The 25423-nt window shown below is 70.5% G+C and carries 19 protein-coding genes; 10 read left to right on the forward strand and 9 right to left on the reverse strand.

Translation table 11 applies throughout. The features are described from left to right. Positions 1-28: 28 nt before the first annotated feature. On the reverse strand, positions 29-1933 hold the full coding sequence (locus ACQCO7_RS08585) for a site-2 protease family protein (RefSeq protein WP_464071248.1): 1905 nt from the start codon (positions 1931-1933) through the stop codon (positions 29-31). 766 nt (positions 1934-2699) lie between these two features. On the opposite strand from ACQCO7_RS08585, the gene ACQCO7_RS08590 reads away from it, so the two are divergent. Both ACQCO7_RS08590 and ACQCO7_RS08595 read left to right on the forward strand, forming a co-directional pair. Beyond that, positions 2700-3659, forward strand: a complete 960-nt coding sequence (locus ACQCO7_RS08590; protein WP_464077177.1) for a RecB family exonuclease — start codon at positions 2700-2702, stop codon at positions 3657-3659. Positions 3660-3732: 73 nt separating this feature from the next. Beyond that, positions 3733-4404 carry a response regulator gene (locus tag ACQCO7_RS08595; protein ID WP_010350325.1) on the forward strand — a complete coding sequence of 224 codons (672 nt, stop codon included), beginning with the start codon at positions 3733-3735 and terminating at the stop codon, positions 4402-4404. 79 nt (positions 4405-4483) lie between these two features. Here the strand turns inward: ACQCO7_RS08595 and ACQCO7_RS08600 are convergent, their stop codons facing one another. The 3 genes from ACQCO7_RS08600 to metH form a co-directional block, all read right to left on the reverse strand. Then, positions 4484-6064: an ABC transporter substrate-binding protein gene (locus ACQCO7_RS08600; RefSeq protein ID WP_464071249.1), complete on the reverse strand. Its 1581-nt coding sequence runs from the start codon at positions 6062-6064 to the stop codon at positions 4484-4486. A gap of 358 nt (positions 6065-6422) precedes the next feature. Then, a complete protein-coding gene (locus ACQCO7_RS08605) occupies positions 6423-7118 on the reverse strand; it encodes an HAD family hydrolase (RefSeq protein WP_464071250.1) in 696 nt (231 codons plus the stop codon). A gap of 164 nt (positions 7119-7282) precedes the next feature. After that, positions 7283-10801 (reverse strand): methionine synthase, encoded by a 3519-nt coding sequence (metH, locus tag ACQCO7_RS08610; RefSeq protein ID WP_464071251.1) that lies wholly within the window; start codon positions 10799-10801, stop codon positions 7283-7285. 328 nt (positions 10802-11129) lie between these two features. Between metH and ACQCO7_RS08615 the strand changes: the two genes are divergently transcribed. From ACQCO7_RS08615 to ACQCO7_RS08635, 5 genes are all read left to right on the forward strand, one after another. Beyond that, a complete protein-coding gene (locus ACQCO7_RS08615; protein WP_010350330.1) occupies positions 11130-11894 on the forward strand; it encodes an IclR family transcriptional regulator in 765 nt (254 codons plus the stop codon). A gap of 336 nt (positions 11895-12230) precedes the next feature. After that, complete coding sequence (locus ACQCO7_RS08620) at positions 12231-13025, forward strand: MIP/aquaporin family protein (RefSeq protein WP_464071252.1); 795 nt, start codon at positions 12231-12233, stop codon at positions 13023-13025. Between the two features lie 96 nt (positions 13026-13121). After that, positions 13122-14660: a glycerol kinase GlpK gene (glpK, locus tag ACQCO7_RS08625; protein ID WP_464071253.1), complete on the forward strand. Its 1539-nt coding sequence runs from the start codon at positions 13122-13124 to the stop codon at positions 14658-14660. A gap of 44 nt (positions 14661-14704) precedes the next feature. Further along, entirely contained in the window at positions 14705-16321 is a 1617-nt protein-coding gene (locus tag ACQCO7_RS08630) for a glycerol-3-phosphate dehydrogenase/oxidase (RefSeq protein ID WP_464071254.1), read from the forward strand. A 95-nt stretch (positions 16322-16416) separates the two neighbouring features. Beyond that, complete coding sequence (locus ACQCO7_RS08635) at positions 16417-16953, forward strand: SMI1/KNR4 family protein (protein ID WP_464071255.1); 537 nt, start codon at positions 16417-16419, stop codon at positions 16951-16953. Here the strand turns inward: ACQCO7_RS08635 and mtnK are convergent. Genes mtnK through ACQCO7_RS08655 form a run of 4 tightly spaced genes read right to left on the reverse strand, consistent with a single transcriptional unit; the run spans position 16929 to position 21805 of the window. Beyond that, positions 16929-18095 carry an S-methyl-5-thioribose kinase gene (mtnK, locus tag ACQCO7_RS08640; RefSeq protein ID WP_464071256.1) on the reverse strand — a complete coding sequence of 389 codons (1167 nt, stop codon included), beginning with the start codon at positions 18093-18095 and terminating at the stop codon, positions 16929-16931. The two genes, ACQCO7_RS08635 and mtnK, sit on opposite strands and share 25 nt — an antisense overlap. Positions 18096-18105: 10 nt before the next feature. After that, positions 18106-19152, reverse strand: a complete 1047-nt coding sequence (locus tag ACQCO7_RS08645) for an ABC transporter permease (protein ID WP_464071257.1) — start codon at positions 19150-19152, stop codon at positions 18106-18108. Between the two features lie 24 nt (positions 19153-19176). Continuing rightward, entirely contained in the window at positions 19177-20718 is a 1542-nt protein-coding gene (locus ACQCO7_RS08650; protein WP_464071258.1) for a sugar ABC transporter ATP-binding protein, read from the reverse strand. Continuing rightward, positions 20705-21805: a substrate-binding domain-containing protein gene (locus ACQCO7_RS08655; protein WP_464071259.1), complete on the reverse strand. Its 1101-nt coding sequence runs from the start codon at positions 21803-21805 to the stop codon at positions 20705-20707. The genes ACQCO7_RS08650 and ACQCO7_RS08655 overlap by 14 nt, the downstream gene beginning before the upstream one ends. Before the next feature lie 381 nt (positions 21806-22186). Between ACQCO7_RS08655 and ACQCO7_RS08660 the strand changes: the two genes are divergently transcribed. From ACQCO7_RS08660 to mtnB, 3 genes are read left to right on the forward strand one after another with little or no spacing between them, the layout of a single operon-like run. Beyond that, positions 22187-22771 carry a 1,2-dihydroxy-3-keto-5-methylthiopentene dioxygenase gene (locus ACQCO7_RS08660; RefSeq protein WP_464071260.1) on the forward strand — a complete coding sequence of 195 codons (585 nt, stop codon included), beginning with the start codon at positions 22187-22189 and terminating at the stop codon, positions 22769-22771. Further along, the gene (gene mtnC, locus ACQCO7_RS08665; RefSeq protein ID WP_464071261.1) at positions 22768-23487 is read left to right on the forward strand and encodes an acireductone synthase; all 720 of its coding nucleotides are present in this window, start codon (positions 22768-22770) and stop codon (positions 23485-23487) included. Before ACQCO7_RS08660 ends, mtnC begins: the two co-directional genes overlap by 4 nt. After that, the gene (gene mtnB / locus ACQCO7_RS08670) at positions 23484-24092 is read left to right on the forward strand and encodes a methylthioribulose 1-phosphate dehydratase (RefSeq protein WP_409118382.1); all 609 of its coding nucleotides are present in this window, start codon (positions 23484-23486) and stop codon (positions 24090-24092) included. The genes mtnC and mtnB overlap by 4 nt, the downstream gene beginning before the upstream one ends. 87 nt (positions 24093-24179) lie before the next feature. Here mtnB and mtnA read toward each other — a convergent pair whose 3' ends face one another. Beyond that, entirely contained in the window at positions 24180-25211 is a 1032-nt protein-coding gene (gene mtnA / locus ACQCO7_RS08675; RefSeq protein WP_464071262.1) for an S-methyl-5-thioribose-1-phosphate isomerase, read from the reverse strand. Between the last annotated feature and the right edge of the window lie 212 nt (positions 25212-25423).

Genomic DNA, 25423 nt, shown 5'->3' on the forward strand with positions numbered 1-25423 from the left:
CGGCGTTTCGGGGGGCCGCCGACCACGCTCAGCTGGGGCGGGCCATGGCCTTCACGAAGGCGCGTTCGACGTCGGCGGCGGACAGGACGCCGTAGATCTCGCCGGTGTCCTCGACGACGAGGTACTCGGTGGCGGGGGTGGCGCGCAGGACGTCGAGGAGGTCCTCGCCGGCGAGTTCGGCGGAGACGCGCATGCCGTCCGTGAGGTCCTGGGCCAGGCCGCTGACGGCGACCCAGGGGCGGCGGTGTTCGGGGACGCCGACGATGGCCGCCTCGCGGACGAGGGAGAGGGGTTCGCCGTTGGCGTCGACGACGACCAGCGCGCGGGCGCCTGCCGCGTTCGCCCGGCGCAGGGCCTCCGAGAGGGGGGTGTCCGTCTCCACCGGGACCGCGCGGCGGGTGAGGTTGCGGGCGCGCAGCTCGGGCAGGTGTTCGCGCAGGCGGGCCATGCGGAGGCTGTTGCCGGCGCCGGTCCAGATGATCGCGGCGAGGATCGCGGCGAGCAGGGCGTCGGTGACCGTGTCCATGCCGACGCTGTCCTCGGCGGTCGTGCCGAGTGCGCCGGACTGGGTGAGCAGGGGGAGGCCGATCAGGACGGAGACGGCGAGCGCCCTGCCGACCCAGGCCGCGGCGATCGTGCCGTTCATCGGCTTGCCGGTGATCTTCCAGACGACCGCGCGCAGCATCCGGCCGCCGTCCAGGGGGAGGCCGGGGAGGAGGTTGAAGATCGCCACGATCAGGTTGGAGATCATCAGGCCGGCCAGCAGGACGCCGGGGACCGTGCCCGGTTCCACCAGGAGCATCGCCAGGTAGAACAGGCCGGACAGGACGAGGGACAGCAGCGGGCCGACGAACGCGAGCCAGAACTCCCGGCCCGGTGTCTCCGCTTCCTTCTCGATCTCCGAGACGCCGCCGAAGAACTGCAACTGGATGCGGCGGACGGGGAGTTCGAAGCGGAGGGCGGCTACCGTGTGGGCGAGTTCGTGGATCAGTACGGAAGCGTAGAAGGCTACGGCGAAGAAGAGGGCGACGAGGTAGCGCCCGGCGCCGAGTTCCGGAAGCACGCGGTCCAGTTGTCCGCCGAACACCCAGGTGATGAGCGCGGCGACGAGGAACCAGCTCGGCGCGACGTACACGGGCACCCCGAACGGCCGCCCCATGAGAATCCCGCTGCGGGGTTCCCGCGCTTTCTCGGCCTCCTTCTTCCCGGCCCCGGCGTGACCGTGCGCGTGCGTACGGTCGGGGTGGGTGTCGGGGGTGGTGTAGGGGCTGGGGGTGGGGGGCTGGGGCTTCTCGGGACGCGCGGGCTCGGCGGGGAGGCGGATCTGGCGGGTCGTTTCGTCGGGCTGCGGCTCTGCGGAGGGCTGGGGGCTCGGGGCGGACGTGTCGCTCGGGCGCTCGGGATCGACGGGGCGGCTGGGCTGCCGGGTCGTGTCGTCGGTCGGCTGGGCGCTGGGCTCGGCGGGGAGGCGGATCTGGCGGGTCGTTTCGTCGGGCTGCGGCTCTGCGGGGGGCTGGGGGCTGGGGGCGGCTCGCTCGGGTTCCGTCGGGCGGCTGAGGGGCCGGGGCACGTCGCCGGAGGGCTGGGCGTCGGAGTCGGCCGGGGTGCTGGGGGCCTCGGGCTCGGCGGGGTGGCTCAGGTGCCGGGTCGCGTCGTCGGACGGCTGGGGGCCGGAGGCCGGGGTGTCGCTCCCGGTCGGAGGTTCTTCGGGGTGTTCCGGCTCGGCCGGCTGAGGAGGCGCGGTCGAGGGGGCTTCGGGGTGTGCGGTGTCGGCGGGGAGGCGGATCTGGCGGGTCGTTTCGTCGGGGGAGTCGTTCGTGGGGGGTTCGGGGGCGTGGGGGGGCTTGGACGCCTTGGGTGCGGGGTCGGAGGGGTGCTCGGTCGGCTGTTCGTTGTCCGGCCGCGGCTGCCCGCTTCCGCCGCTTTCCACCACGGTGTCCCCTCGATCGAAAGGTCTCCCGCTCCTGCCGGGCGGAAGGGTCTGTGACCGATGGTATGCGGCCGTCGCGACGCGTTCCGCCCCGGCACCCCCTGTGTTCGCCCGGCTGTCGGGAAGCGCGCGGGCGGGATGTGGGTGACTGTCAGTGGCGGGTCGTAGGGTCTGGGGCATGGAGAGCAGCAGCGAGGGTGTGGCGGAGGCCCGCAGGACCTCCGGTGGTGGTGCGGTTGTCGGGCGGTTGAGGGCTGGGGATGTGCGGCCCGTGGTGGCGGGGGTGCCTGTCGCGGCGTCCGGTGCCGCTTCCGCTTACGGCGCCGGTGAGGCGGCTGTCTCCGACGGTGCCTCCGCCGCTCCCCCGGCGTCCTCGGGCAGAGCTGCGGGTCGTGCTGCCGACGCGGTGGCGGCGTTGGTCGCGCGGGTGGGTGGGGTGGGTGTCGAGGGGGCGGACGGCGGGGGTGGTGGCGAGGGGGCCGGCGTCGGTGGCGTGGGGGAGGTCGCCGCGTATGTCTCTCTGGCTGCCGTCGGCCGTGGCGCCTCCGTCGGCGGGGCTTCTGCTGCCGGGGCTTCCGACGGTGGGACTTGCGCCGACGGAGCTGCGGCTGACGAGGTTTCCTCCGCCGAGACTTCCGCCGGCGGTGCCTCTCCCGCTGCCCCTTCTCCTTCTGCCCCTTCCCCCTCCGACGAGCCCCCGCTCCACTCCCCCGCCTCTCCGCCGACACCCATCCCCGACTCCAGCACCTCTGCCTCCCCGCCGACACGCATCCCCGACTCCAGCACCCCTGCCTCCCCGCCGCCCCCCGCCCTCGACTCCAGCGTCCCGGGCTCCCGCGCCCCCGGCGCCCCGGCCCCCCGTACCCCTGGCGCCCCGGCCTCCCGCACTCCCGCCGCTCCCGCCTCCCTCTCCCCCTCCCGTGCCAGTGACTTCATGCAGTGTCCGTTGCTGTACCGGTTCCGGGTGATCGACCGGCTGCCGGAGAAGCCGAGTGAGGCGGCGACTCGGGGGACGCTGGTGCACTCGGTGCTGGAGAGGCTGTTCGACGCGCCGGCCGGGGAGCGGACCGTGCCGAGGGCGAAGGGGTTGGTGCCGGGGCAGTGGGAGAGGCTGCGGGAGCACCGGCCCGAGGTGGCCGAGCTGTTCACGGACGATCCGGAAGGAGAGCGGCTCGCCCGGTGGCTGGGTGAGGCGGAGCGGCTCGTGGAGCGGTGGTTCACGCTGGAGGATCCGACGCGACTGGAGCCCGCGGAGCGGGAGTTGTTCGTCGAGGCCGAGCTGGAGTCGGGGCTGACGCTGCGCGGGATCATCGACCGGGTCGACGTCGCGCCGACCGGCGAGGTGCGGATCGTCGACTACAAGACGGGCAAGGCGCCGCGGCCGGAGTACGCGGAGGGTGCCCTGTTCCAGATGAAGTTCTACGCGCTGGTGGTGTGGCGCCTGAAGAACGTGGTCCCCCGCCGGCTCCAGCTCGTGTACCTGGGCAGCGGCGACGTCATCACGTACGACCCCGACCCCACGGACCTGGAACGGGTCGAACGGAAACTGCTCGCGCTGTGGGAGGCGATCAGCGAGGCCACCCGCACCGGCGACTGGCGCCCCCGCCCGACCAAGCTCTGCGGCTGGTGCGACCACCAGCTCCACTGCCCGGAGTTCGGCGGCACGCCCCCGCCGTACCCGCTCCCGGTCGAGCCGCCCACCCTGCGGGAGCCACAGCCTCAGGGGTGACCGGCCACAGGCCGGTCAGCCCCCTCCCCCCTCCGCAAGGCAGAATGGGCCCGGACTATCGAAGGAGACTTTCGTGGCCATCCGTGTCCTACTGGTCGATGACCAGCCGCTGCTGCGTACCGGCTTCCGGATGATTCTGGAGGCGGAGCAGGACATCGCGGTCGTGGGGGAGGCCGGTGACGGTCTCCAGGCGCTGGACCAGGTGCGGGCGTTGCAGCCCGACGTGGTGCTGATGGACATCCGGATGCCGCGGATGGACGGCGTGGAGGCGACCCGGCAGATCACGGGCCCGGAGCGCAACGGCCCGGCGAAGGTCCTGGTGCTGACGACGTTCGACCTGGACGAGTACGTCGTGGAGGCCCTGCGCGCGGGGGCCAGCGGCTTCCTGCTGAAGGACGCGCCGGCGAACGAGCTGGTGCAGGCGATCAGGGTGGTAGCGGGCGGCGAGGCGATGCTCGCGCCCAGCATCACGCGCCGCCTGCTGGACAAGTACGCGACGCACCTGCCGTCCGGCGACGACCCGGTCCCCGACACCCTGCACACCCTGACCGACCGCGAGGTCGAGGTCCTGAAGCTGGTCGCCCGGGGCCTGTCGAACGCGGAGATCGCGGCGGACCTGTTCGTGAGCGAGACGACGGTCAAGACGCACGTGGGCCACGTCCTGACGAAGCTGGGCCTGCGGGACCGGGTGCAGGCGGCGGTGTACGCGTACGAGAGCGGTTTGGTGCGGCCGGGAGCGCAGTAGTCGGCCTCCGGCACACCGACGCGGGGCGTCCCTTCGAGAAGGGGCGCCCCGTCGTCGTACCGGAAGTACCGGAAATTCCTCAGCCCTTGCTGAGTTCCCAGAAGCGGAAGACCGTCGACGCGTCGAGGCAGTATTCGAGGCCGTAGACCGCGTCCCGGGTGACGGCGTACTGCTTGGCCTGCCAGACGGGGAGGATGGGGAGCTGGTCGGCGACGATGTCCTGGAGCTGGGCGTAGTCGGTGTCGGTGTTGGCGCGGTTGCTCTGGGCGGCGGTGCGGGGGATGAGGGTGCCGGTGATGGTCTCGTTGGTGTAGCGGTTGTTCAGGACGTTGCCGTCGCCGAAGAAGGGGGCGGTGAAGTTGTCGGCGTCGGGGTAGTCGGGGACCCAGCCCTTGACGTAGACGCCGTACTTGCCGGCCTCGATGTCCTTCTCGTACTGGTCGAAGGCGACGGACTTGACCTTGGCGTCGAAGAGGCCGCTCGCGTTGAGCTGGGCGGCGATGGTCTTGAGCTCCTGGTCGGTGGCGGGGCCGTAGCGGGACGGCGTGGACCAGAGGGTGAGTTCGACCTTGTCGGTGATGCCGCCGGCGCGCAGGGCCTCTTCGGCCTTCTCGGCGGAGGGGCGGGCGCCGTAGCGGTCGAAGAAGGCGGTGTTGTGACCGGCGATGCCCGCGGGGATGATCGAGTACAGGGGGTCGGCGGTGCCCTGGTACACGTCCTTGATGAGGGCGTCGCGGTCGATGAGGTAGGCGATGGCGCGGCGGACGGGGAGTTTCCCGGCGACGGGGTCCTTCATGTTGAAGACGAGGTGCTGGACCTCGGCGCTGGAGCCTTCGACGACTTCGACGTCCTTGGTGTCGGCGCTCTGCTGGACGTCGGTGATGTCGGCGGCGGTCAGGCCCCGGTAGGCGATGTCGACCTTGCCGTCGAGGAGGGCTTTCTTGAGGCCCGCCTGGTCGCCGTGGAAGAACTTGAGGGTGACGCCGGAGTTCTTGACCTGGGCGTTTCCCTTGTAGTTCTCGTTGACGGAGAACACGGCCTGGTCCTCGCCGAAGGATTCGAGTGTGTAGGGGCCGGAACCGACGGCTTTGTCGTCCTTGCGCAGGCCGTTCGCGTCGTACTGCTTGCGGTCGACGATGGAGCCGGCGCCGGAGGCGAGTTTGCTGGGGAAGGTGGCGTCGGCGACCTTGAGGCGGAAGACGACGGTGTGTTCGTCGGGGGCCTCGACCTTGTCGAGCATGGGGAACATGATCGCGGGGCCGGACTCGTCGTTGATCTTCAGCGTGCGGTCGAAGGAGTACTTGACGTCCTCGGAGGTGAGGGAGTCACCGTTGCTGAACTTCAGTCCCGATTTCAGGGTGCACTCGTAGACCTTGGTCTCGGTGTCGGTGAAGGTGCACTCCTTCGCGGCGTCCGGCTCGGGGTCGGTGCCGCCCTTGGGGAAGGAGAGCAGGGACTGGAAGACGTTGTTGAACAGCAGCCAGGAGCCGGGGTCGTAGCCGGAGGCGGGGTCGGTGGCGAGGACGTCGTCGGACATCCCCATGACCACGGAGGAGCCGCTGCCCCCGGAGGAGCCGTTCTCGGAGCCGCAGCCGGCCAGCAGGCCGGAGGCGAGCCCTGCCACGATCGGGAGGACCGGCCACTGGGTGCGCTTGTTCACGTGTACGTGCCTTGTCGTCGGGATCTCGGTGTCTCGCCGGTCGGTTCGCGGCGACGATCGCGGGGTTCTCGGGGTTGTTCTGTACGAGGTTAGTGGGCGTCCGCGCGTCGGCTTGCGGGGAGCGGAGTTGACGGTTCCTCACGCTGTGGAGCCAGGTATGGACGGACCGGAGAATCGGGCCTGGAATGTTTCGTGCAGCGGTCCATCAATCGGGACACTTGACCGGTCCGGAGCGCGCCGGAATCCCCGTCCGCGAGTGGGGAAGGTCACATCGCGGCGGGGCGGAATTCCGGTCGTTCCCCGGGAATCCCGGAGATCCGCTGCCGTCCGTGAACTCCCAGGCCGCGGGGGGTTTCCGTCAGCCGGTCACGAGTGCGCGCAGGAACGTCACGTCGACGTGTTCCAGGGACGGGACGACGGTGCGGCGGGTGGCGGGGGCGATCGGGGCGACCGACGGGACGGCCACGACCTGGCATCCGGCGGCCTCGGCGGCGGCGACGCCGGTCGCGGTGTCCTCGATGACCGCGCATCTGGCCGGATCCACGCCGAGCCGGGAGGCCGCGAGGAGGTAGGGCTCGGGGTGCGGCTTGGTGCGGGCGACCTCGTCGCCGGCGACGGAGAACCGGAAGTGCTGGGGGCCGAGCGCGGCGAGGACGCGGTCGATGATGCGCCGGTGGGAGGCGGAGACCAGGGCCGTCGGCACGTCGTGCGCGGCGAGTTCGGCGAGCAGGCGGGCGGCGCCGGGCATCAGTGGCAGGGCGCGGCCGATGCGGTCCTCGAAGCCGTCGTTGAGCAGGACGGAGAGTTCGTCGAAGGTGATGTCGGCGCCGGTGGCCTCGATGAGGAAGCCGGCGCTGCGGGTCATGGGGCCGCCGACCACGACGTGCCGCCAGGAGTCGTCGAGGGTGTGGCCGAGGCCGGCGAAGATCTCGACCTCGACGTCCCACCAGAAGCCTTCGGTGTCCACCAGGGTGCCGTCCATGTCGAGGAGGACGGCCTGGAGGGCGGAGCCCTCGGCGGTGAGCGCTGCGGGTGCGGGGACCGTACTGGTCATCCACGACCTCCTTGTGGGACGAGAGGGACACGCAGGCCGGTCACTTCCCGGGTGGGGAGGCGACCGGCCTGCGGTGGACCGACAAGTGTACGACTCGATCGGTCGGGGCGCGTCTCGTTTGTTCCGGCCCGGGTTCTTACAGACGCGGTGGCGGGCCGGAGGGTTCAGCGGGCGTTGAAGTACTTCGCCTCCGGGTGGTGGAGGATGATCGCGTCGGTGGACTGTTCGGGGTGGAGCTGGAACTCCTCGGAGAGGTGGACGCCGATGCGTTCGGGCTGGAGGAGTTCGGCGATCTTGGCGCGGTCCTCCAGGTTGGGGCAGGCGCCGTAGCCGAGGGAGAAGCGGGCGCCGCGGTACTTGAGGTCGAACATGTCGGTGACCTCGGCGGGGTCCTCGCCGCCGAAGCCGAGTTCGGCGCGTACGCGGGCGTGCCAGTACTCGGCGAGCGCTTCGGCCAGCTGGACGGACAGGCCGTGCAGTTCGAGGTAGTCGCGGTAGGCGTTGGCCTCGAAGAGCTTGGCGGTCTCCTCGCCGATGCGGTTTCCCACGGTGACGACCTGGAGGCCGACGACGTCGGTCTCGCCGGACTCCTCGGGGCGGAAGAAGTCGGCGAGGCACAGGCGGCGGCCCCGGCGCTGGCGGGGGAAGGTGAAGCGGGTGCGTTCGTTGCCCTGTTCGTCGAGGAGGATCAGGTCGTCGTCCTTGGAGACGCACGGGAAGTACCCGTACACGACGGCCGCTTCGAGGAGGTTGTCGGTCTGGAGCCGGTCGAGGAGGCCGCGCAGGCGGGGCCGTCCCTCGTTCTCGACGAGTTCCTCGTACGTCGGCCCGTCGCCCGCGCGGGCCTGCTTGAGGCCCCACTGGCCCTTGAAGAGGGCGCCTTCGTCGAGCCAGCTGGCGTAGTCCTTGAGGGGGATGCCCTTGATGATGCGGGTGCCGTCGAAGGGGGCTTTCGGTACGGGGTTGTCGGTCGCGGTGTCCGACCTGACGTGTCCCTCCTCCTCGGGGCGTTCCTCGGTCTGTACGGCGGCTGCCGGGCGGACGCGGCGCTGTTTCAGCTCGGGGAGGGCGGCGCCGGGGACGCCGCGCTTGACGCCGATGAGGGCGTCCATGAGGCGCAGGCCCTCGAAGGCGTCGCGGGCGTAGCGGACCTCGCCCTCGTACAGCTCGTGGAGGTCTTGTTCGACGTAGGCGCGGGTGAGGGCGGCGCCGCCGAGGATGACGGGGTAGTCGGCGGCCAGGCCGCGCTGGTTGAGCTCCTGGAGGTTCTCCTTCATGATCACGGTGGATTTCACGAGGAGTCCGGACATGCCGATGACGTCGGCCCGGTGTTCCTCGGCGGCGTCGAGGATCGCGGAGACGGGCTGTTTGATGCCGAGGTTGACGACGTTGTAGCCGTTGTTGGACAGGATGATGTCGACGAGGTTCTTGCCGATGTCGTGGACGTCGCCGCGGACGGTGGCCAGGACGATGGTGCCCTTGCCCTCGGCGTCCGACTTCTCCATGTGGGGTTCGAGGTGGGCGACGGCCTTCTTCATGACCTCGGCGGACTGGAGGACGAACGGCAGCTGCATCTGTCCGGAGCCGAAGAGTTCGCCGACGACCTTCATCCCTTCCAGGAGGGTGTCGTTGACGATGTCGAGCGCGGGGCGGCTGGTCAGTGCCTCGTCGAGGTCGGCTTCGAGGCCGTTCTTCTCGCCGTCGATGATGCGCCGCTGGAGGCGTTCGTCCAGGGGCAGCGCGGCGAGTTCCTCGGCCTTGCCGGCCTTGAGGGACTTGGCGGTGGCGCCCTCGAAGAGCGCCATCAGCTTCTGGAGGGGGTCGTAGCCCTCCGCGCGGCGGTCGTACACGAGGTCGAGGGCGGTGGTGACCTCCTCCTCGCTGAAGCGGGCGATGGGGAGGATCTTGCTCGCGTGGACGATCGCGGAGTCGAGTCCGGCCTTGACGCATTCGTCGAGGAAGACCGAGTTCAGGAGGATGCGGGCGGCCGGGTTGAGGCCGAAGGAGATGTTGGACAGGCCGAGGGTGGTCTGTACGTCGGGGTGGCGGCGTTTGAGTTCGCGGATCGCCTCGATGGTGGCGATGCCGTCGCCCCGGGACTCCTCCTGGCCGGTGCAGATGGTGAAGGTCAGGGTGTCGATGAGGATGTCCGACTCGTGGATGCCCCAGTTGCCGGTGAGGTCGTCGATGAGGCGTTCGGCGATCTCGACCTTCTTCTCGGGGGTGCGGGCCTGGCCCTCCTCGTCGATGGTCAGGGCGATCAGGGCGGCGCCGTGTTCCTGCGCGAGACGGGTGACCTTCGCGAAGCGGGACTCCGGGCCGTCGCCGTCCTCGTAGTTGACGGAGTTGATGACCGCGCGTCCGCCGAGCCTCTCCAGGCCGGCCTGGATGACGTCCACCTCGGTGGAGTCCAGGACGATCGGGAGCGTCGAGGCGGTGGCGAGACGGCCGGCGAGTTCGTCCATGTCGGCGACGCCGTCGCGGCCGACGTAGTCCACGCAGAGGTCCAGCATGTGGGCGCCTTCGCGGATCTGTTCGCGGGCGATCTCCACGCAGTCGTCCCAGCGGGCCTCCAGCATGGCGTCGCGGAACTTCTTGGAGCCGTTGGCGTTGGTGCGTTCGCCGATGGCCATGTACGCGGTGTCCTGGCGGAACGGGACGGTCTGGTACAGGGACGCGGCGCCGGGTTCCGGGCGCGGGTCGCGCGGGGTGGGGGCGATGCCCCGGACGCGGTGGACGAGCTGGCGCAGGTGCTCGGGAGTGGTGCCGCAGCAGCCGCCGACCAGGCTGAGGCCGTAGTCGCGGACGAACGTCTCGTGGGCGTCGGCGAGTTCGGGAGCCGTGAGGGGGTAGCTGGCGCCGTCCTTGCCGAGGACGGGCAGGCCCGCGTTCGGCATACAGGACAGGGGGATGCGGGAGTTGCGGGCGAGGTAGCGCAGGTGCTCGCTCATCTCGGCCGGGCCGGTCGCGCAGTTCATGCCGATCATGTCGATGCCGAGAGGTTCCAGCGCGGTGAGCGCGGCGCCGATCTCGGAGCCGAGCAGCATCGTGCCGGTGGTCTCGACGGTGACCGAGACGATGATCGGTACGTCGATCCCGGCGAGCTCGCGGGCCCGCTGGGCGCCGATCACCGCGGCCTTCGTCTGGAGGAGGTCCTGGGTGGTCTCGACGATCAGGGCGTCGGCGCCGCCCTCGATGAGGCCCTCGGCGTTCTGCTGGAACGCGTCCCGGATGGTCGTGTAGGCGACGTGGCCCAGGGTCGGGAGTTTCGTGCCGGGGCCGATGGAGCCGAGGACCCAGCGCTGGCGGCCGTCCCTCGCGGTGTAGGCGTCGGCGGTCTCCCGCGCGATGCGGGCGCCGGACTCGGAGAGTTCGTGGACGCGCTCGGGGATGTCGTACTCGGCGAGGGCCGCGAAGTTGGCGCCGAACGTGTTCGTCTCGACGCAGTCGACCTCGGCGTCGAAGTACGCCTCGTGGACGGAGCGGACGATGTCCGGCCGGGTCAGGTTCAGGATCTCGTTGCAGCCCTCTAGGTCCTGGAAGTCCTCCAGGGTCGGCTCCTGGGCCTGGAGCATCGTGCCCATCGCTCCGTCGGCGACCACCACGCGGGTGGCGAGCGCCTCTCGGAGCGCGGACACACGGGTCCGGCTGTCGGCGGAAGGGGTCAGCGGCACAGAGGCCATGTATGGGCTCCCTCAGATGCGACGGCTGTCGGCTTTGAGGCCAGGGTAGCGGGGACCGGGGGTGTGCCGTCAGGTTGTTCCACGGGACGAAACGCGGGGGTCGAGTGATTCTCGTCCGGCCAGGAGGATCCGGTTCGTCCTGGTGCGCGGACACTTCGGGGGTTCCGGAGGGTGGAATGCGGGGGAACACGCGGGTGACGGTCGTTGGCAGGAGGTCGGCATGGACCGGTAGTGTTCGGCATTGTCGAACCGTGGCTGTGCGGGTGGGCCATGGGCACGCGGCCGGTGTGGACGTACGGCGGTCGAAGGGGACGGAGGCAGGACGGCGATGGCACGGAACATCCAGTCGCTCGAACGGGCGGCAGCGATGCTGCGGCTCCTCGGGGGCGGCGAGCGTCGGCTGGGCCTGTCGGACATCGCCTCGGCCCTGGGGCTGGCGAAGGGCACGGCGCACGGGATCCTGCGGACCCTCCAGCAGGAGGGGTTCGTGGAGCAGGACGACGCGTCGGGGCGGTACCAGCTGGGCGCGGAGCTGCTGCGCCTGGGGACGACCTACCTGGACGTGCACGAGCTGCGCGCGCGGGCGCTGGTGTGGACCGACGATCTGGCGCGCGCGAGCGGCGAGAGCGTGCACCTGGGGGTGCTGCACCAGCAGGGCGTGCTGATCGTGCACCACGTGTTCCGGCCGGACGACAGCCGGCAGGTGCTGGAGATCGGGGCGATGCAGCCGCTGCACTCGACGGCGCTGGGCAAGGTGCTGTCGGCGTACGACCCGGTCGCGCACAGCGAGGCGCTGGAGTCGGAGCGCAGGTCGTTCACGGACCGTACGGTGTGCGATCCGAAGGTGTTCGAGCAGGTTCTCGACATCACGCGCGCGCGGGGGTACGCGGCGGACGTGGAGGAGACCTGGGAGGGTGTCGCGTCGGTCGCGGCGCCGATCCACGACCGGCGGCGGATGCCGGTGGGCGCGGTGGGGATCACCGGCGCGGTGGAGCGGCTGTGTCCGGACGGCGAGCTGCGGCCGGAGCTGATCGCGTCGGTGCGGGACTGCGCGCGTGCGGTGTCGCGGGATCTGGGTGCGGGCAGGTTCTGAGAAGTACGTAAGAGGCCACCGGGACGTCGGGCGACGTTCCGGTTCTCGGCATACCCTGATCCGGACATAAGTGATCAGAAACGGACCGATCCCGCGAAGACCGATAACCCCTGGCTATCAATAACGATCGCGTTTCCGATAACAGAACTCTTGACGCACGCGTCACACCGGGACAAGACTCCCGTCCATTGGTCGGCATTGTCGAACACCTATCGGCAATACGCGCTAGAGTGTGACAGTGCCAAGGGCCGGTATCGCTCTCACTCCCGAGAGCACGGAACTCCCGGAGGGACCCGGGGTTCGGCTTCCCCTGGACGAAGGACAAAGGAGTCGCGGGTGTCCAGCTCCGACATCTTCATCGGCGAGACCATAGGTACCGCCCTGCTCATCCTGCTCGGCGGCGGCGTGGTCGCGGCCGTGGTACTCAAGGGCTCGAAGGCCCGCAACGCCGGCTGGCTCGCCATCACCTTCGGGTGGGGTTTTGCCGTTCTGACGGCCGCTTACACCACCGGACCGCTCTCCGGCGCGCATCTCAACCCGGCCCTGACGCTGGCGCTCGCGCTCAAGAAGGACGGCATCGACTGGAGCGACGTCCCGATCTACTGGGGCGGGCAGCTGCTCGGCGCCATGATCGGCGCGACTCTGGTGTGGATCGCCTACTACGGCCACTTCCACGCGCACCTCACCGACAAGGAGATCGTCGGCGACACCGACGCGACGGCCACCAAGGCCATCGAGGCGCGGGAACAGGGCGCGGGCCCGGTCCTGGGCATCTTCTCCACCGGCCCGGAGATCCGGGTGGTCTGGCAGAACCTCGCCACCGAGATCATCGGTACGTTCGTCCTGGTGATCGCGATCCTGACGCAGGGTCTCAACGACAGCGGCAAGGGCCTCGGCGTGATCGGCGCCCTGATCACCTCTCTCGTGGTCGTCGCGGTCGGTCTGTCCCTCGGTGGCCCGACGGGCTACGCGATCAACCCGGCCCGTGACCTCGGTCCGCGCATCGTGCACGCGCTCCTGCCGCTGCCCAACAAGGGCGGTTCCGACTGGGGCTACGCCTGGATCCCGGTGGTGGGCCCGCTCGTCGGCGCCGCTCTCGCCGCGGGTCTCTACAACGTCGCGTTCGTCTAGCAGCCGCGGGTTTCACCCGTACGAGGTACGGGTTTTCGAAACTCTCGGCGAACGCCGATCGTCAAGCCCCATAACCACGGAACCCAGGAGCAGACAGTGACCGACGCTCACACCACCGGCCCGTTCATCGCCGCGATCGACCAGGGCACCACCTCCAGCCGCTGCATCGTCTTCGACAAGGACGGCCGGATCGTCTCCGTCGACCAGAAGGAGCACGAGCAGATCTTCCCGAAGCCGGGCTGGGTCGAGCACGACGCGAACGAGATCTGGACGAACGTCCAGGAGGTCGTCGCCGGCGCCATCGCCAAGGCGGGCATCACGCGCGACGACATCAAGGCCATCGGCATCACCAACCAGCGCGAGACGACGCTGCTGTGGGACAAGAACACCGGTGAGCCCGTCCACAACGCGATCGTCTGGCAGGACACGCGTACGGACGCCCTCTGCAAGGAGCTGGGCCGCAACGTCGGCCAGGACCGCTTCCGCCGCGAGACCGGCCTCCCGTTGGCCTCCTACTTCGCCGGCCCCAAGGCCCGCTGGCTGCTCGACAACGTCGAGGGCCTGCGCGAGCGCGCCGAGGCGGGCGACATCCTCTTCGGCACGATGGACAGCTGGGTCATCTGGAACCTGACCGGCGGCGTCGACGGCGGCAAGCACTACACCGACGTCACCAACGCCTCGCGCACGATGCTGATGAACCTGCACACCCTCGCGTGGGACGAGAAGATCGCGGAGTCCATCGGCGTGCCGATGCAGATGCTCCCCGAGATCCGCTCCTCCGCCGAGGTCTACGGCGAGGTCACCGGCGGCCCGCTGGGCGAGCTGCTCGGCGGCATCCCGGTCGCCTCCGCGCTCGGCGACCAGCAGGCGGCCCTGTTCGGCCAGACCTGTTTCTCCGAGGGCGAGGCCAAGTCCACGTACGGCACCGGCACGTTCATGCTGATGAACACCGGCGAGAAGATCATCAACTCGTACTCCGGGCTGCTCACCACGGTCGGCTACCGCATCGGCGACCAGGCCCCGGTCTACGCGCTGGAAGGCTCGATCGCGGTCACCGGCTCGCTGGTGCAGTGGATGCGCGACCAGATGGGCCTCATCTCCACCGCCGCCGAGATCGAGACGCTCGCCCTGTCCGTCGAGGACAACGGCGGCGCCTACTTCGTCCCGGCGTTCTCCGGCCTGTTCGCCCCGCACTGGCGCTCCGACGCCCGCGGCGTGATCGCCGGCCTGACCCGGTACGTCACGAAGGCGCACCTCGCGCGCGCCGTCCTGGAGGCCACGGCCTGGCAGACCCGTGAGATCACCGACGCCATGACGAAGGACTCCGGCGTCGAGCTCGCGGCCCTCAAGGTCGACGGCGGCATGACCTCCAACAACCTGCTGATGCAGACCCTCTCGGACTTCGTGGACGCGCCGGTGGTGCGCCCGATGGTCGCCGAGACGACCTGCCTCGGCGCCGCCTACGCCGCCGGCCTCGCCGTCGGCTTCTGGACCAGCACCGACGACCTGCGCGCCAACTGGCGCCGGGCCGCCGAGTGGACCCCCCGCATGGACGCGGAGACCCGCGACCGTGAGTACAAGACCTGGCTCAAGGCCGTCGAGCGGACCATGGGCTGGATCGAGGACGAGAGCTGAGCGAGCACCCCCTCAACAGCTCTGATGAGGAGTAAGAACCCGACATGACCAGTCAGCCCACCCTCCAGACCGTGCCTGCCCTGGGGACGCACCCGGCCTCCGGCTCCAACCCGAGCCGCGCCGAGACCCGGGAACAGCTCTCCAAGGCGTCGTACGACCTTCTCGTGATCGGCGGCGGCATCCTGGGCATCTCCACCGCCTGGCACGCCGCGCAGTCCGGTCTGCGGGTGGCGCTGGTCGACGCCGGCGACTTCGCCGGCGCCACCTCCTCCGCCTCCTCCAAGCTGCTCCACGGCGGTCTGCGCTACTTGCAGACCGGCGCGGTGAAGCTGGTGGCGGAGAACCACTTCGAGCGGCGCGCGGTGTCCCGTCAGGTGGCCCCCCACCTGGCGAACCCGCTCACGTTCTACCTGCCCGTCTACAAGGGCGGCCCGCACGGCGCGGCGAAGCTCGGGGCGGGCGTGTTCGCCTACTCCGCGCTCTCCGCGTTCGGTGACGGCGTCGGCCACCTCCTGTCGCCCGCGAAGGCGGCGCAGGACGTGCCGGAGCTGCGCACCGAGAACCTCAAGGCCGTCGCGGTGTACGGCGACGACCAGATGAACGACGCGCGCATGGCGCTGATGACGGTGCGCGGCGCGGTCGAGGCCGGCGCGGTCGTCCTCAACCACGCCGAGGTCACCGGCCTGCGCTTCACCAACGGGCGGGTGACCGGCGCGGACCTCAAGGACGGGGTCTCCGGTGACGAGTTCGGGGTCAACGCGCGGCTCGTCCTCAACGCGACCGGGCCGTGGGTGGACCACCTGCGCAAGATGGAGGACCCGAACGCGGCGCCCTCCATCCGGCTCTCCAAGGGCGCGCACCTCGTCCTCAAGCGGACCTCCCCGTGGAAGGCCGCGCTCGCGACGCCGATCGACAAGTACCGCATCACGTTCGCGCTGCCCTGGGAGGACATGCTGCTCCTCGGGACGACGGACGAGGAGTACGAGGGCGACCCGGCGGACGTGTCCGTGACCGAGAAGGACACGGCGCAGATCCTGGACGAGGCCGCGTTCTCCGTCCGGGACCAGCAGCTGGACCGGGACAACATCACGTACGCGTTCGCGGGCCTGCGCGTCCTGCCGGGCGGCCCCGGGGACACGGCCAAGGCGAAGCGGGAGACCGTCGTCACCGAGGGCCGGGGCGGGATGCTGTCCGTCGCGGGCGGCAAGTGGACGACGTTCCGGCACATCGGCCGTACGGTCATGCAGAAGCTGGAGTCCCTGCCGGGCCACCCCCTGGGCGACGACTTCGAGCCGGTCTCCTCCCTGCCGAAGAAGCTCCCCCTCCCGGGCGTGGCGAACCCCCGCGCGGTCGCCCACCGCCTCCTGGTCGACAGCCCGGCCCCCGGCCCCCGCATGGCCGCGGACACGGCGAAGCACCTCGCGACCCACTACGGCTCCCTCGCCTTCGACATCGCCCGCCTGGCGAACGAGAACCCTGAACTCTCGGAGCGCGTCCACCCCGACGCCCCGGAGATCTGGGCCCAGGTCGTCTACGCCCGCGACAACGAGTGGGCGGAGACCCAGGACGACGTCCTGCGCCGCCGCACGACCCTGACGATCCGCGGCCTGGCCACGGACGAGGTACGGGCGAAGGTCCAGGACCTGCTCGACAAGAAGTAACGATCACCTCGAAAGGGGCGGCTCCTCCCGATGCCGGGAGGGGGGCCGCCCCTTTCGTGTGCCCGGTTGTCGGTGCCGGGTGTTATTCCTGAGGCATGGAGATCGAGAAGGCCGATCCGGAAGAACTCGCGGCGCTGCGGGAGGCGTTCGGGGAAGACACGTCACCGCTGGGCTGGGAGGAGGTGCGGCGGTTCGAGGAGGCGCACGGCGTGGTGCTGCCGGAGCCGTACCGCACGCTCGTGGCGGAGACAGCGGACGGTTCCTGCCAAGGGCCGCCGGAGTACGGGTGGGTGGAACTGGCCGAGAGCGCCGAGGGCCAGCGGCTGGCCGAGCCCTTCCCGCTCACCGGGACGTGGGTGTGGGAGGAGGACGACGGGGGCCACGAGGACCCCGGCGCCGTCGTCGAGCGGGTCTTCCACCACGGCTCGCTGAACCTGGGGACGGACGGGTGCGGTATGGACTGGCACCTGGTCGTCACCGGGCCGCAGCGTGGTCGCGTCTGGCACGTCACCGAAGCGGGTGCGATGCCGCACAGTGCGCCGGGGTTCGCCGGCTGGGTGCGGCAGTGGGTTGCCGGTGAGGAGTGGTTTCAGGAGAGCGAGGCGGTTCAGGCCAGCGAGGCCACGAGGTGACGTACCGACTCCGCGTCGGTCAACTCCTCGCGCCGCACGATCAGTTCACGGCCCAGAAGCAGCGCCCTGCGCGACGCCGGGACCGGGTCCGGCAGCGTCGTCAGGTCCGTCAGGTGCGCGAAGCCGATGATGCGGCGGACGATCTCCGTGCCGGCGTAGCCGATCGCGTCCGTCCAGACCCGGCGCAGGAAGCGGTCCAGGTAGGCGTCGTCGAAGAACGTGTCCACCCGCGTCGGCCACAGGCGGCGGAACTCCGTCTCGAACGCCTCCCAGGAGAGCCGGAGTTGGTCCGCGTGGTCCGTCAACCGGCCCAGGGCTCGTGCGCGTTCCTCCGAGACGAGGGCGTTCGCCCAGTACAGGCCCAGGTCGTAGCCGATCGGGCCGACGAAGGAGAACTCCGGGTCGAAGACGCGGACCACGTGGGCGCCGTCCCGCTCCCCCACCATGACGCTGCCCGTGTGGAGGTCGCCGTGCAGGAGTGCTTGCGCGCTGGTCATGAACGTGTGGCGGAGGTCGGCGACCTCGGTGCGCAGCACCCCGTCCGCACGGAACTCCGCCACCAGGTCCGTCAACTCCGGGAGCCAGTGGTTGTGTTCGTGCTCGATGTACGGCTCCGACAACACCACGTCCTCGGTGATCTTGCACAGCTCGGGGCTGACCGACGCGGCGACCAGGGCCTTGCGTTCGGCGGACGGCATCCCGAAGTCGCTGGTCGTGAACGTCAGTTGGGCGACGAACTCGCCGATCCGCGCCGACGTCCGCGTACCGTACGAAGCGCCCTCGTTGAGGAGCGTGCGCAGGACCTCCAGGTCGGACATGTCCTCCATGACGAGGGCGTAGTTCTCGGGGTCGTAGCCGAGGATCGCGGGGATCTTGTCGGGGGCGACGAGGGCGACGCGCTCGTACGCGCGCGCCTCGGCGTCCGCGCGGTCGGGGTTCATCGGCCAGGAGGGACCGGCGACCCGTACCCAGGGCAGCGCCTGCTTCACCGCGAGGCTGCGGCCGGCGAGGGAGGCGAGGAAGACCCGGTTCATGTTGCCGTCGGAGACCTCGCGGACCTCGGGGTCGCCGGCCTGACTCCAGTGGCCGCGCTCCCGCAGGTACGCCGGGATGTCCTCGGTCTCCAGGATGCGGTAACCCATCACAACTCCCTCATGCGGTACGGCGCTTGGACAAGGTGAAGCTGAAGACGAGCGCGAGGATCAGCACGGCGCCCTCGACGACGTCCTGCGTGTAGTACGGCAGGCCCTTGATGGTCAGCCCGGTGCTGATGATGCCGATGAGGACGGCGCCCAGCGCGGTCCCCCACACGTTGGGACGCCCCCGGCCGAGCACCGACGTACCGACCAGCGCGACGGCGACGGCCTCCAGGAGCTGCGAGGTGCCGGCGCTGACGTCGCCCTGTCCGATGCGGGAGGCGAGGATCAGGCCGCCGACCGAGGCGAGGACGCCGGAGATGACGTACGCGAGCGCGCGGTAGGCGCCGACGCGGATGCCGGCCAGCCTGGACGCCTCCGGGTTCGCGCCGATGGCGTACAGCACGCGCCCCCAGCGGGTGCGGGCGAGGAACACCCACGCGGCGACGGTCAGCCCGCCGAAGATCAGTACGGAGACCGGGATCCCGAACACGGTCCCCCGGTCGATCTTCAGGAACCCGGCGGTGAACTTCCCGGGCGCCGTCGACCCGTCCGACATGGTCATGCCCGGCGTGATCGACTGCCCGTCGACGAGGATCAGCTTGCTGCCCTGGATGACGAACATCGTGCCGAGCGTGGCCAGCATGTCGGGGATCTTCAGGACGACGATCAGCAGCGCGTTCAGCAGACCCGCGAGGGCGCCCGCGATCAGGACGGCGACGATCGCGACCGCGCCGACCTGGTTGTGGACGACCATCGTCTGCGCCGCGACCGACACCCCGAGCCCGGCGACCGCGCCGACGGACATGTCCATGCCGCCGACGGCCATGGTGAGGGTGACGCCGAGGCCGAGGATCGCGGCGACGGAGACGTACCGCAGCGTGTCGAGGAGGGTCGCCGACTCGCGGAAGGAGCCCTCGCTCAGCGCGAAGTACAGGAACAGCACGACCGTCACGAAGATGAAGCCGTACTTGATGACGGCGTTCTGGACGCGGACGGCGGTGGAGGTCGCGGACGGGGTCGCCGCCACCGCGCGGACCTCGGTGCTCTGAGTGGTGGTCATGACAGTTTCCTCAAGAAGCCGGGGTCAGACGGAGGCCGAGATGGTCTGGATCACGCGGTCGCGCTCCGCGTCCTCGCCGTACGCGTCGAGGTGGACCTCGCCCGCCGCGAGGACGACGACGCGGTCGGCGGTCTCCAGGATCTCGTCGACGTCGGCGGACAGGACGAGTACGGCTGCCCCCTCGGCGGCGAGCTGACGGGCGCGGCGGCCGATGTCGCGGCGCGCGCCGATGTCCACGCCTCGGAACGGTTCGTCCAGGATGAGGACGCGGGGGGTCTCGGCGAGCCAGCGGCCGACGACGACCTTCTGCTGGTTGCCGCCGGACAGCTCCTCGACGGTGCTGTGCTCGTCGCGGGTGACGACGCCGAGCGCGGCGATGGTGTCCCGGCCGAGGGCGTCCTCCCTGGAGGTCTGGAGGAGGCCCATGCGGGACAGCGACCTCAGGAACGGCAGCGACACGTTCTGGGCGACCGACCAGCCGGGGACGAGCGCGTCGGCGTGCCGGTCCTCGGGGACGAGGTGGACGCCGGCGCGGATCGCGTCGGCCGGGCGGCGGGGGGCGTACTCCTTGCCGTCCAGGTCGACCGCGCCCGCGAGGAAGGGTTCGGCGCCGAACAGGCCGCGCGCCAGCTCGGTCTTGCCGGCGCCCAACAGGCCGACGACGCCGGTGACTTCACCGGCGCGCAGGTCGAGGTCGAGGGGCTGGTGCTGGGCCGGGAAGAGACGTACGCCTTTCAAAGAAAGTGCCACCTCGCCGGCGGCCCCCTCGCGGACCGGGCGTGCCGTCGTCGCCTCCTGTTCCTGCGCGAGCATCGCGCGCAGGGCCGCGTCCCAGTCGAAGGGCTTCGTCTGGTCCTCGGTGAGACGGCCGTCCCGCAGTACGACCAGCCGGTCGGCGAGCGCGTCGATCTCGCCGAGGCGGTGGGAGACGTACAGCACGGCGATGCCGTCCTCGCGCATCTTCTCCACCAGGGCGAAGAGGCGCTCGGCCTCGGCGGCGGAGAGGGCGGAGGTCGGTTCGTCGAGGATGAGCAGGCGGGGGCGGGTCGCGAGGGCGCGGGCCAGGATCAGCAACTGGCGGTCGGAGATGCCGAGTTCGGTGACGTCTCGGCGCAGGACCGCGTCGCTCCAGCCGAGGCCGAGGGCCGCCTGGATCTCGCGGGCGCGGGCCAGCGTACGGCGACCGCTCAGGAACGGGTTGCCGCGCTGCTGCGCGAGTTCCTCGAAGACGAGGTTCTCGGCGACGGAGAGGCCGGGGACGATGCCCTCGCCGATCCGCTGGTGCACGGTCTGGATGCCCAACTTACGGGCGGCGGACGGGGATTGGAGGGCCACGGGGTCGCCCGCGACCCGGACCTCGCCGCCGTGTCCCGCGTGCACGCCGGACAGGATCTTGATCAGCGTGGACTTCCCGGCGCCGTTCGCGCCGAGCAGCGCGACGACGGTGCCGGGGGTGATGTCGAGGGAGACGGAGGCGAGGACGGTCTTGCCGCCGAACGCCATGCTGACGTCGGTGAGGCTGACGGCCGGTGTCTCCGCGGAAGCCGGTGTCTCAGTGGGCGACATTCGCGATCCAGTCCGCGGTCGACACCTGGGACAGGTTCAGCGCCGGCAGCGCCGTCCGCAGCTGGTCCATGTTCGCGATCTTCTTCTCGCGCAGGAAGTCCTGGGTGATGGCGACCGCCGGGAACTCGACGGTCGTCTTCCCGAGCTGGCCGGCCAGCTCCAGGGCCGTCGTACGGACGACCGCCGCGCCGACCGCCGACGGGTCCGTGCCGGCCGTGGCGACCCACGGGCTGTCGGCGGCCGTCATCTGCTGGATGTCCGCGTTGGAGACGTCCGCGCCGAAGACCTTGATCCTGCCCTGGAGCTTCTTGTTCTGGACGGCGAGGACCGTGCCCTTGGCGAGCTCGTCGTACGGCGCGAAGACGCCGGTGACGTCGGAGTTCTGGGTGAGTGCGGCCGACACCAGCGGCACGTTGTCCGTGGCGGTGGAGTCGGTGACCTTGCCGACCTTGAACGCCTGCTTCCAGCCCTGCGCGGTGACCTCGGTCTTCCAGACGGAGTCCCGCTTGTCGAGGGCGGCGTACCCGGCGACGTTGACGTACCCGACCTTGGCGTTCTTGCCGAGGGACTTCGCCATGACGTCCAGGACGGCCTGGGCCATGCTCGCGTCGTTCTGGCGGGTGGTGACGACGCCCTTGGTGGCCGTCTCCACGTCGTACACGACGACCTTGATGCCCTTCTTGACGGCCTCGTCGATCTCCGGCTGGATCGTCGCCGGGAAGCCGTGGTCGACGATGATCGCCTTGGCGCCGGAGTTGATCGCGGAGGAGAGGTCGGTGGCCTGCTTGGCGTTGTCGGCCTGCGCGTCGTACACCGTCAGGTCGATGCCCAGCGCCTTGGCCTGGGCCTTCGCGCCGTTGCCCCACTGCTCGAAGTAGTCGCCGGCGCCGCTCTGGCGGACCAGGGCCACCTTGACCGCGCCCGCGGCGAAGGGGGCGGGCTTCTTGCCGGTGGCGGCCTTGGCGGAGGCGGCCGAGTCGCCGCTCGTCTTGGTCGAGGCGTCCGAGGACTGGGAGCAGGCGCTCAGCGCGAGGGCTGAGACGGACACCAGCGAGAGCGCGGCGAGAGGCAGGCGGGTACGGGACATGAGGGGCTCCAGGTACGGGTGGTGCGAAAGAAATGCGCCAGCCGGCGCGCGCCGGGGAAGGCGAGGGGGCGGAGGCGAGGGCTCCGGGAACGGTCGGTCAGCGACAGCTGGCTGTGGTCGACCGGAGCAAGTCCACGTACAGCCGCCGCACGAGCAGCAGCGTCTTCATACACAGATCATGAGAACGGTTTCAGCCATACGTCAAAGGTGTAAAAGGGGATTCTCACGGAATGAGACAACGACTACGTCACACCGGGTGATCGTCCGACCTGGAGTTACCATCGCGGGACCGGCACCTGCCCCTTTCCTCCCCGACCGTCCGCAGCCCGTCTCGGCATCCGGACGGACCGGCCCTTCCAGACAGATCCTGGAGCTGCTGTCATGACCCTCCTGACCACCTGGTCCGAATCCGGCCCCGAGACTCAGATCCGCCGGACCTCCGACCCCGCCGAGATCGCCGAGGCGCTCAAGCCGCTGGGCGTGCGCTACGAGCAGTGGCCGATCCGCGAGGACGTGCCGTTCGACGCGGACAGCGAGACGGTGTTCTCGGCGTACGGACCGGAGATCGAGAAGCTGAACGCGCAGGAGGGCTTCACCACGGTCGACGTCCTCGGTCTGCACCCCAGCGACGACCCGGAGTTCCCGGCGAAGGCGAAGGCCGCGCGCGAGAAGTTCCTCCAGGAGCACACGCACGACGACGATGACGAGGTCCGCTTCTTCGTCTCCGGCTCCGGCATCTTCTACCTGCACGTGAACGGCGAGGTCCACGCGGTCTTCTGCGAGAAGGGCGACCTGCTGGGCGTGCCGCGCGGGACGACGCACTGGTTCGACATGGGCACGAACCCGTCGTTCACCGCGATCCGCTTCTTCCACGAGGAGGACGGCTGGATCGGCAACTTCACCGGTTCCCCGATCGCGTCCCGCTTCCCGGACTACGACACGATCGCCGCCGGGTACGTCGCGTGACGCTCCGGTACGCCGTCGACGCCGTGGTGCTCGACATCGAGGGCACCACGAGCGCGACGGGGTTCGTGGTGGACGTGCTGTACCCGTACTCGCGGGACCGGTTCGCGGAACTGCTGTCCCAGCGGGCGGACGAACCCGAGGTCGCGCGGGCGGTCGCGCAGGTCCGTGAGCTGACGGGCGAGCCGGACGCCGATGCCGCCGCGATCGAGAAGACGCTGAACGCGTGGCTGGACGAGGACCGCAAGGCGACGCCGCTGAAGACCCTCCAGGGGATCATCTGGTCGGAGGGGTTCGCGCGGGGCGACCTGGTCTCGCACTTCTACGACGACGTCGTCCCCGCGCTGCGCGCCTGGCACGCGGCCGGTGTGCGGCTGTACGTCTACTCCTCGGGGTCCGTCGCGGCCCAGCGGGCGTGGTTCTCCTCGACGCCGGACGGCGATCTCCTGCCGCTGACCTCGGGGCTGTACGACACGGAGAACGCCGGGCCCAAGCAGGAAGCGGCGTCCTACCGCCGTATCGCCTCGGCGGCCGGGGTCGAGGCGTCCCGGCTCCTCTTCCTCTCCGACCGGCCCGGCGAGCTGGACGCGGCCCGCGCGGCCGGGTGGCACGCGGTCGGCATCCGGCGGCCCGGGGAGCCGTACTTCGAGCAAGGCGTCGGGGACCACGCGCAGGCCGGGTCCTTCGACGAGATCACCGTTTCCAGGAGCACGTCATGACCGCCGACATCACCGCGCAGGACCTCCACGAGGCGGGTGCCGTCCTCGCCGCCGAGTCCGCCCGGTTCGCCTCCTTCGGCTGGATGCGGGGGACCTCCGGCAACCTGTCGGTGGTGCTGTCCCGGGAGCCGCTGCGGCTCGCGGTGACGGCGAGCGGGCACGACAAGGGGGAACTCACGCCTGCCGACGTGGTGTTGGTGGACGGGCAGGGTGCGGCCGTGCGGGGCGGCAAGCCGTCAGCCGAGGCCGAACTCCACGCGCGGGTCGCCGCGTCGACCGGGGCGGGGGCTGTCGTCCACGTCCACACGGTCGCGTCCGTGACGATGGGGCACCGGCAGCCGGGGGGCATCCCGTTCCGGGACATCGAGATGCTGAAGGGCGTGGGGCAGCCCGCGCACGACGTCGAGGTGATCCTGCCGGTCATCGCCAACAGCCAGGACATGAAGGAGCTGGGCGACCGGCTTGAGGAGGCGCGGAATCCCTTGATGCCGGCGGTGGTCGTGGCGGGGCACGGGTTGTACGTGTGGGGGGCGGACCCGCGTCAGGCCCGGCATCACACCGAAGTCGTGGAGTGGTTGCTGGAGTTGGAGCTGGCGCGGCGCTGAACGCTCATGGCGAAGGGGGACCCTGCGGTTTTCGGACCGCCGGGTCCCCCTTCTTCCATGACGTTTATGACGTTTATGACGTGCCGTCTACTTCAGCCGCTCTCCCGGCAGTTCGCCCGCCGAGACCTCCAACACCCCGCGTTCCGTGACCAGTCCGGTGATCAGGCGGCCCGGGGTGACGTCGAACGCCGGGTTGTGGCCGCGGGACTCGGCGGGGGCCATGCGGATGCCGCCCCACTCCAACACCTCGTCCTCGCGCCGGAGTTCGATGTGGATGTCGTCGCCGGTGGCCGTGGCGAGGTCGACCGTGGTCGTGGGGGCGGCGACCAGGAACGGGATCCCGGCGTCGGCGCAGGCGAGGGCGACGCCGACCGTGCCGACCTTGTTCGCGGTGTCGCCGTTGGCGGCGATGCGGTCGGCGCCGACGATGGCCGCGTCGACCTCGCCGCGCAGGATCGTGCCGGCGGCGGCGCCGTCCGCCTGGACGTAGTGCGGGATGCCCTCCTGGACCAACTCCCAGGCGGTGAGCCGCGATCCCTGGAGAAGGGGCCGTGTCTCGTCGGCGTACACGACCTCGACCCGCCCCCGCGCGTGGAGTTCGCGGACGACGCCGAGGGCCGTGCCCCAGCCGGTCGTGGCGAGGGCGCCGGTGTTGCAGTGGGTGAGGATGCGCAACGGCCGGTCGACGCCGGCCTTCTTGATCAGCCAGTCCGCGCCGTGCACGCCCATCGCGCGGTTCGCCTCGACGTCCTCGCGCTGGACGGCGGCGGCCTCCTCCAGGACGGCGTCGAGGCCCTCGGCGTACCGGGTCATGACGCGGTCGACGCAGGCCATGAGGTTGACGGCGGTGGGGCGGGCCTCGCGGATGCGGGCGACGGCGTCCAGGATCTGGAGGTCGGTCCAGTCCTCGCGCTCGCCCTGGATCAGCGCGACGGCGACCCCGTACGCGCCGGCGACGCCGATCGCGGGAGCCCCCCGGACGACGAGCCGCTGGATCGCGTCGACCAGGGTGTCCACATCGCGGACGTCCATGGTCTCGGTGCGGTGCGGCAGGAGGGTCTGGTCGATCAGCGCGAGGCCGGATCCGGTCCAGTCGACGGCACGCAGTTCCTGGGACATAAGGGATCGCTCCTGGGGGTCCTGTGGTGTCCGACACCGTACATGACCTTGGAGAACCACAGTCCGAGACGGTCTGCCGGGTGGCTGAAACCGAGTGGTACAGTCCACCACCGATTCCGCTGGCCGAGACGAAGGAGGAGACGTGCACCCGCTCACGAAGCGCCGTTTCCTGGACTTCGGCCGGTGCTGCGGCGACCGCTGTCGCGGCTGAG

The organism is Streptomyces saintjeani (assembly GCF_055409605.1).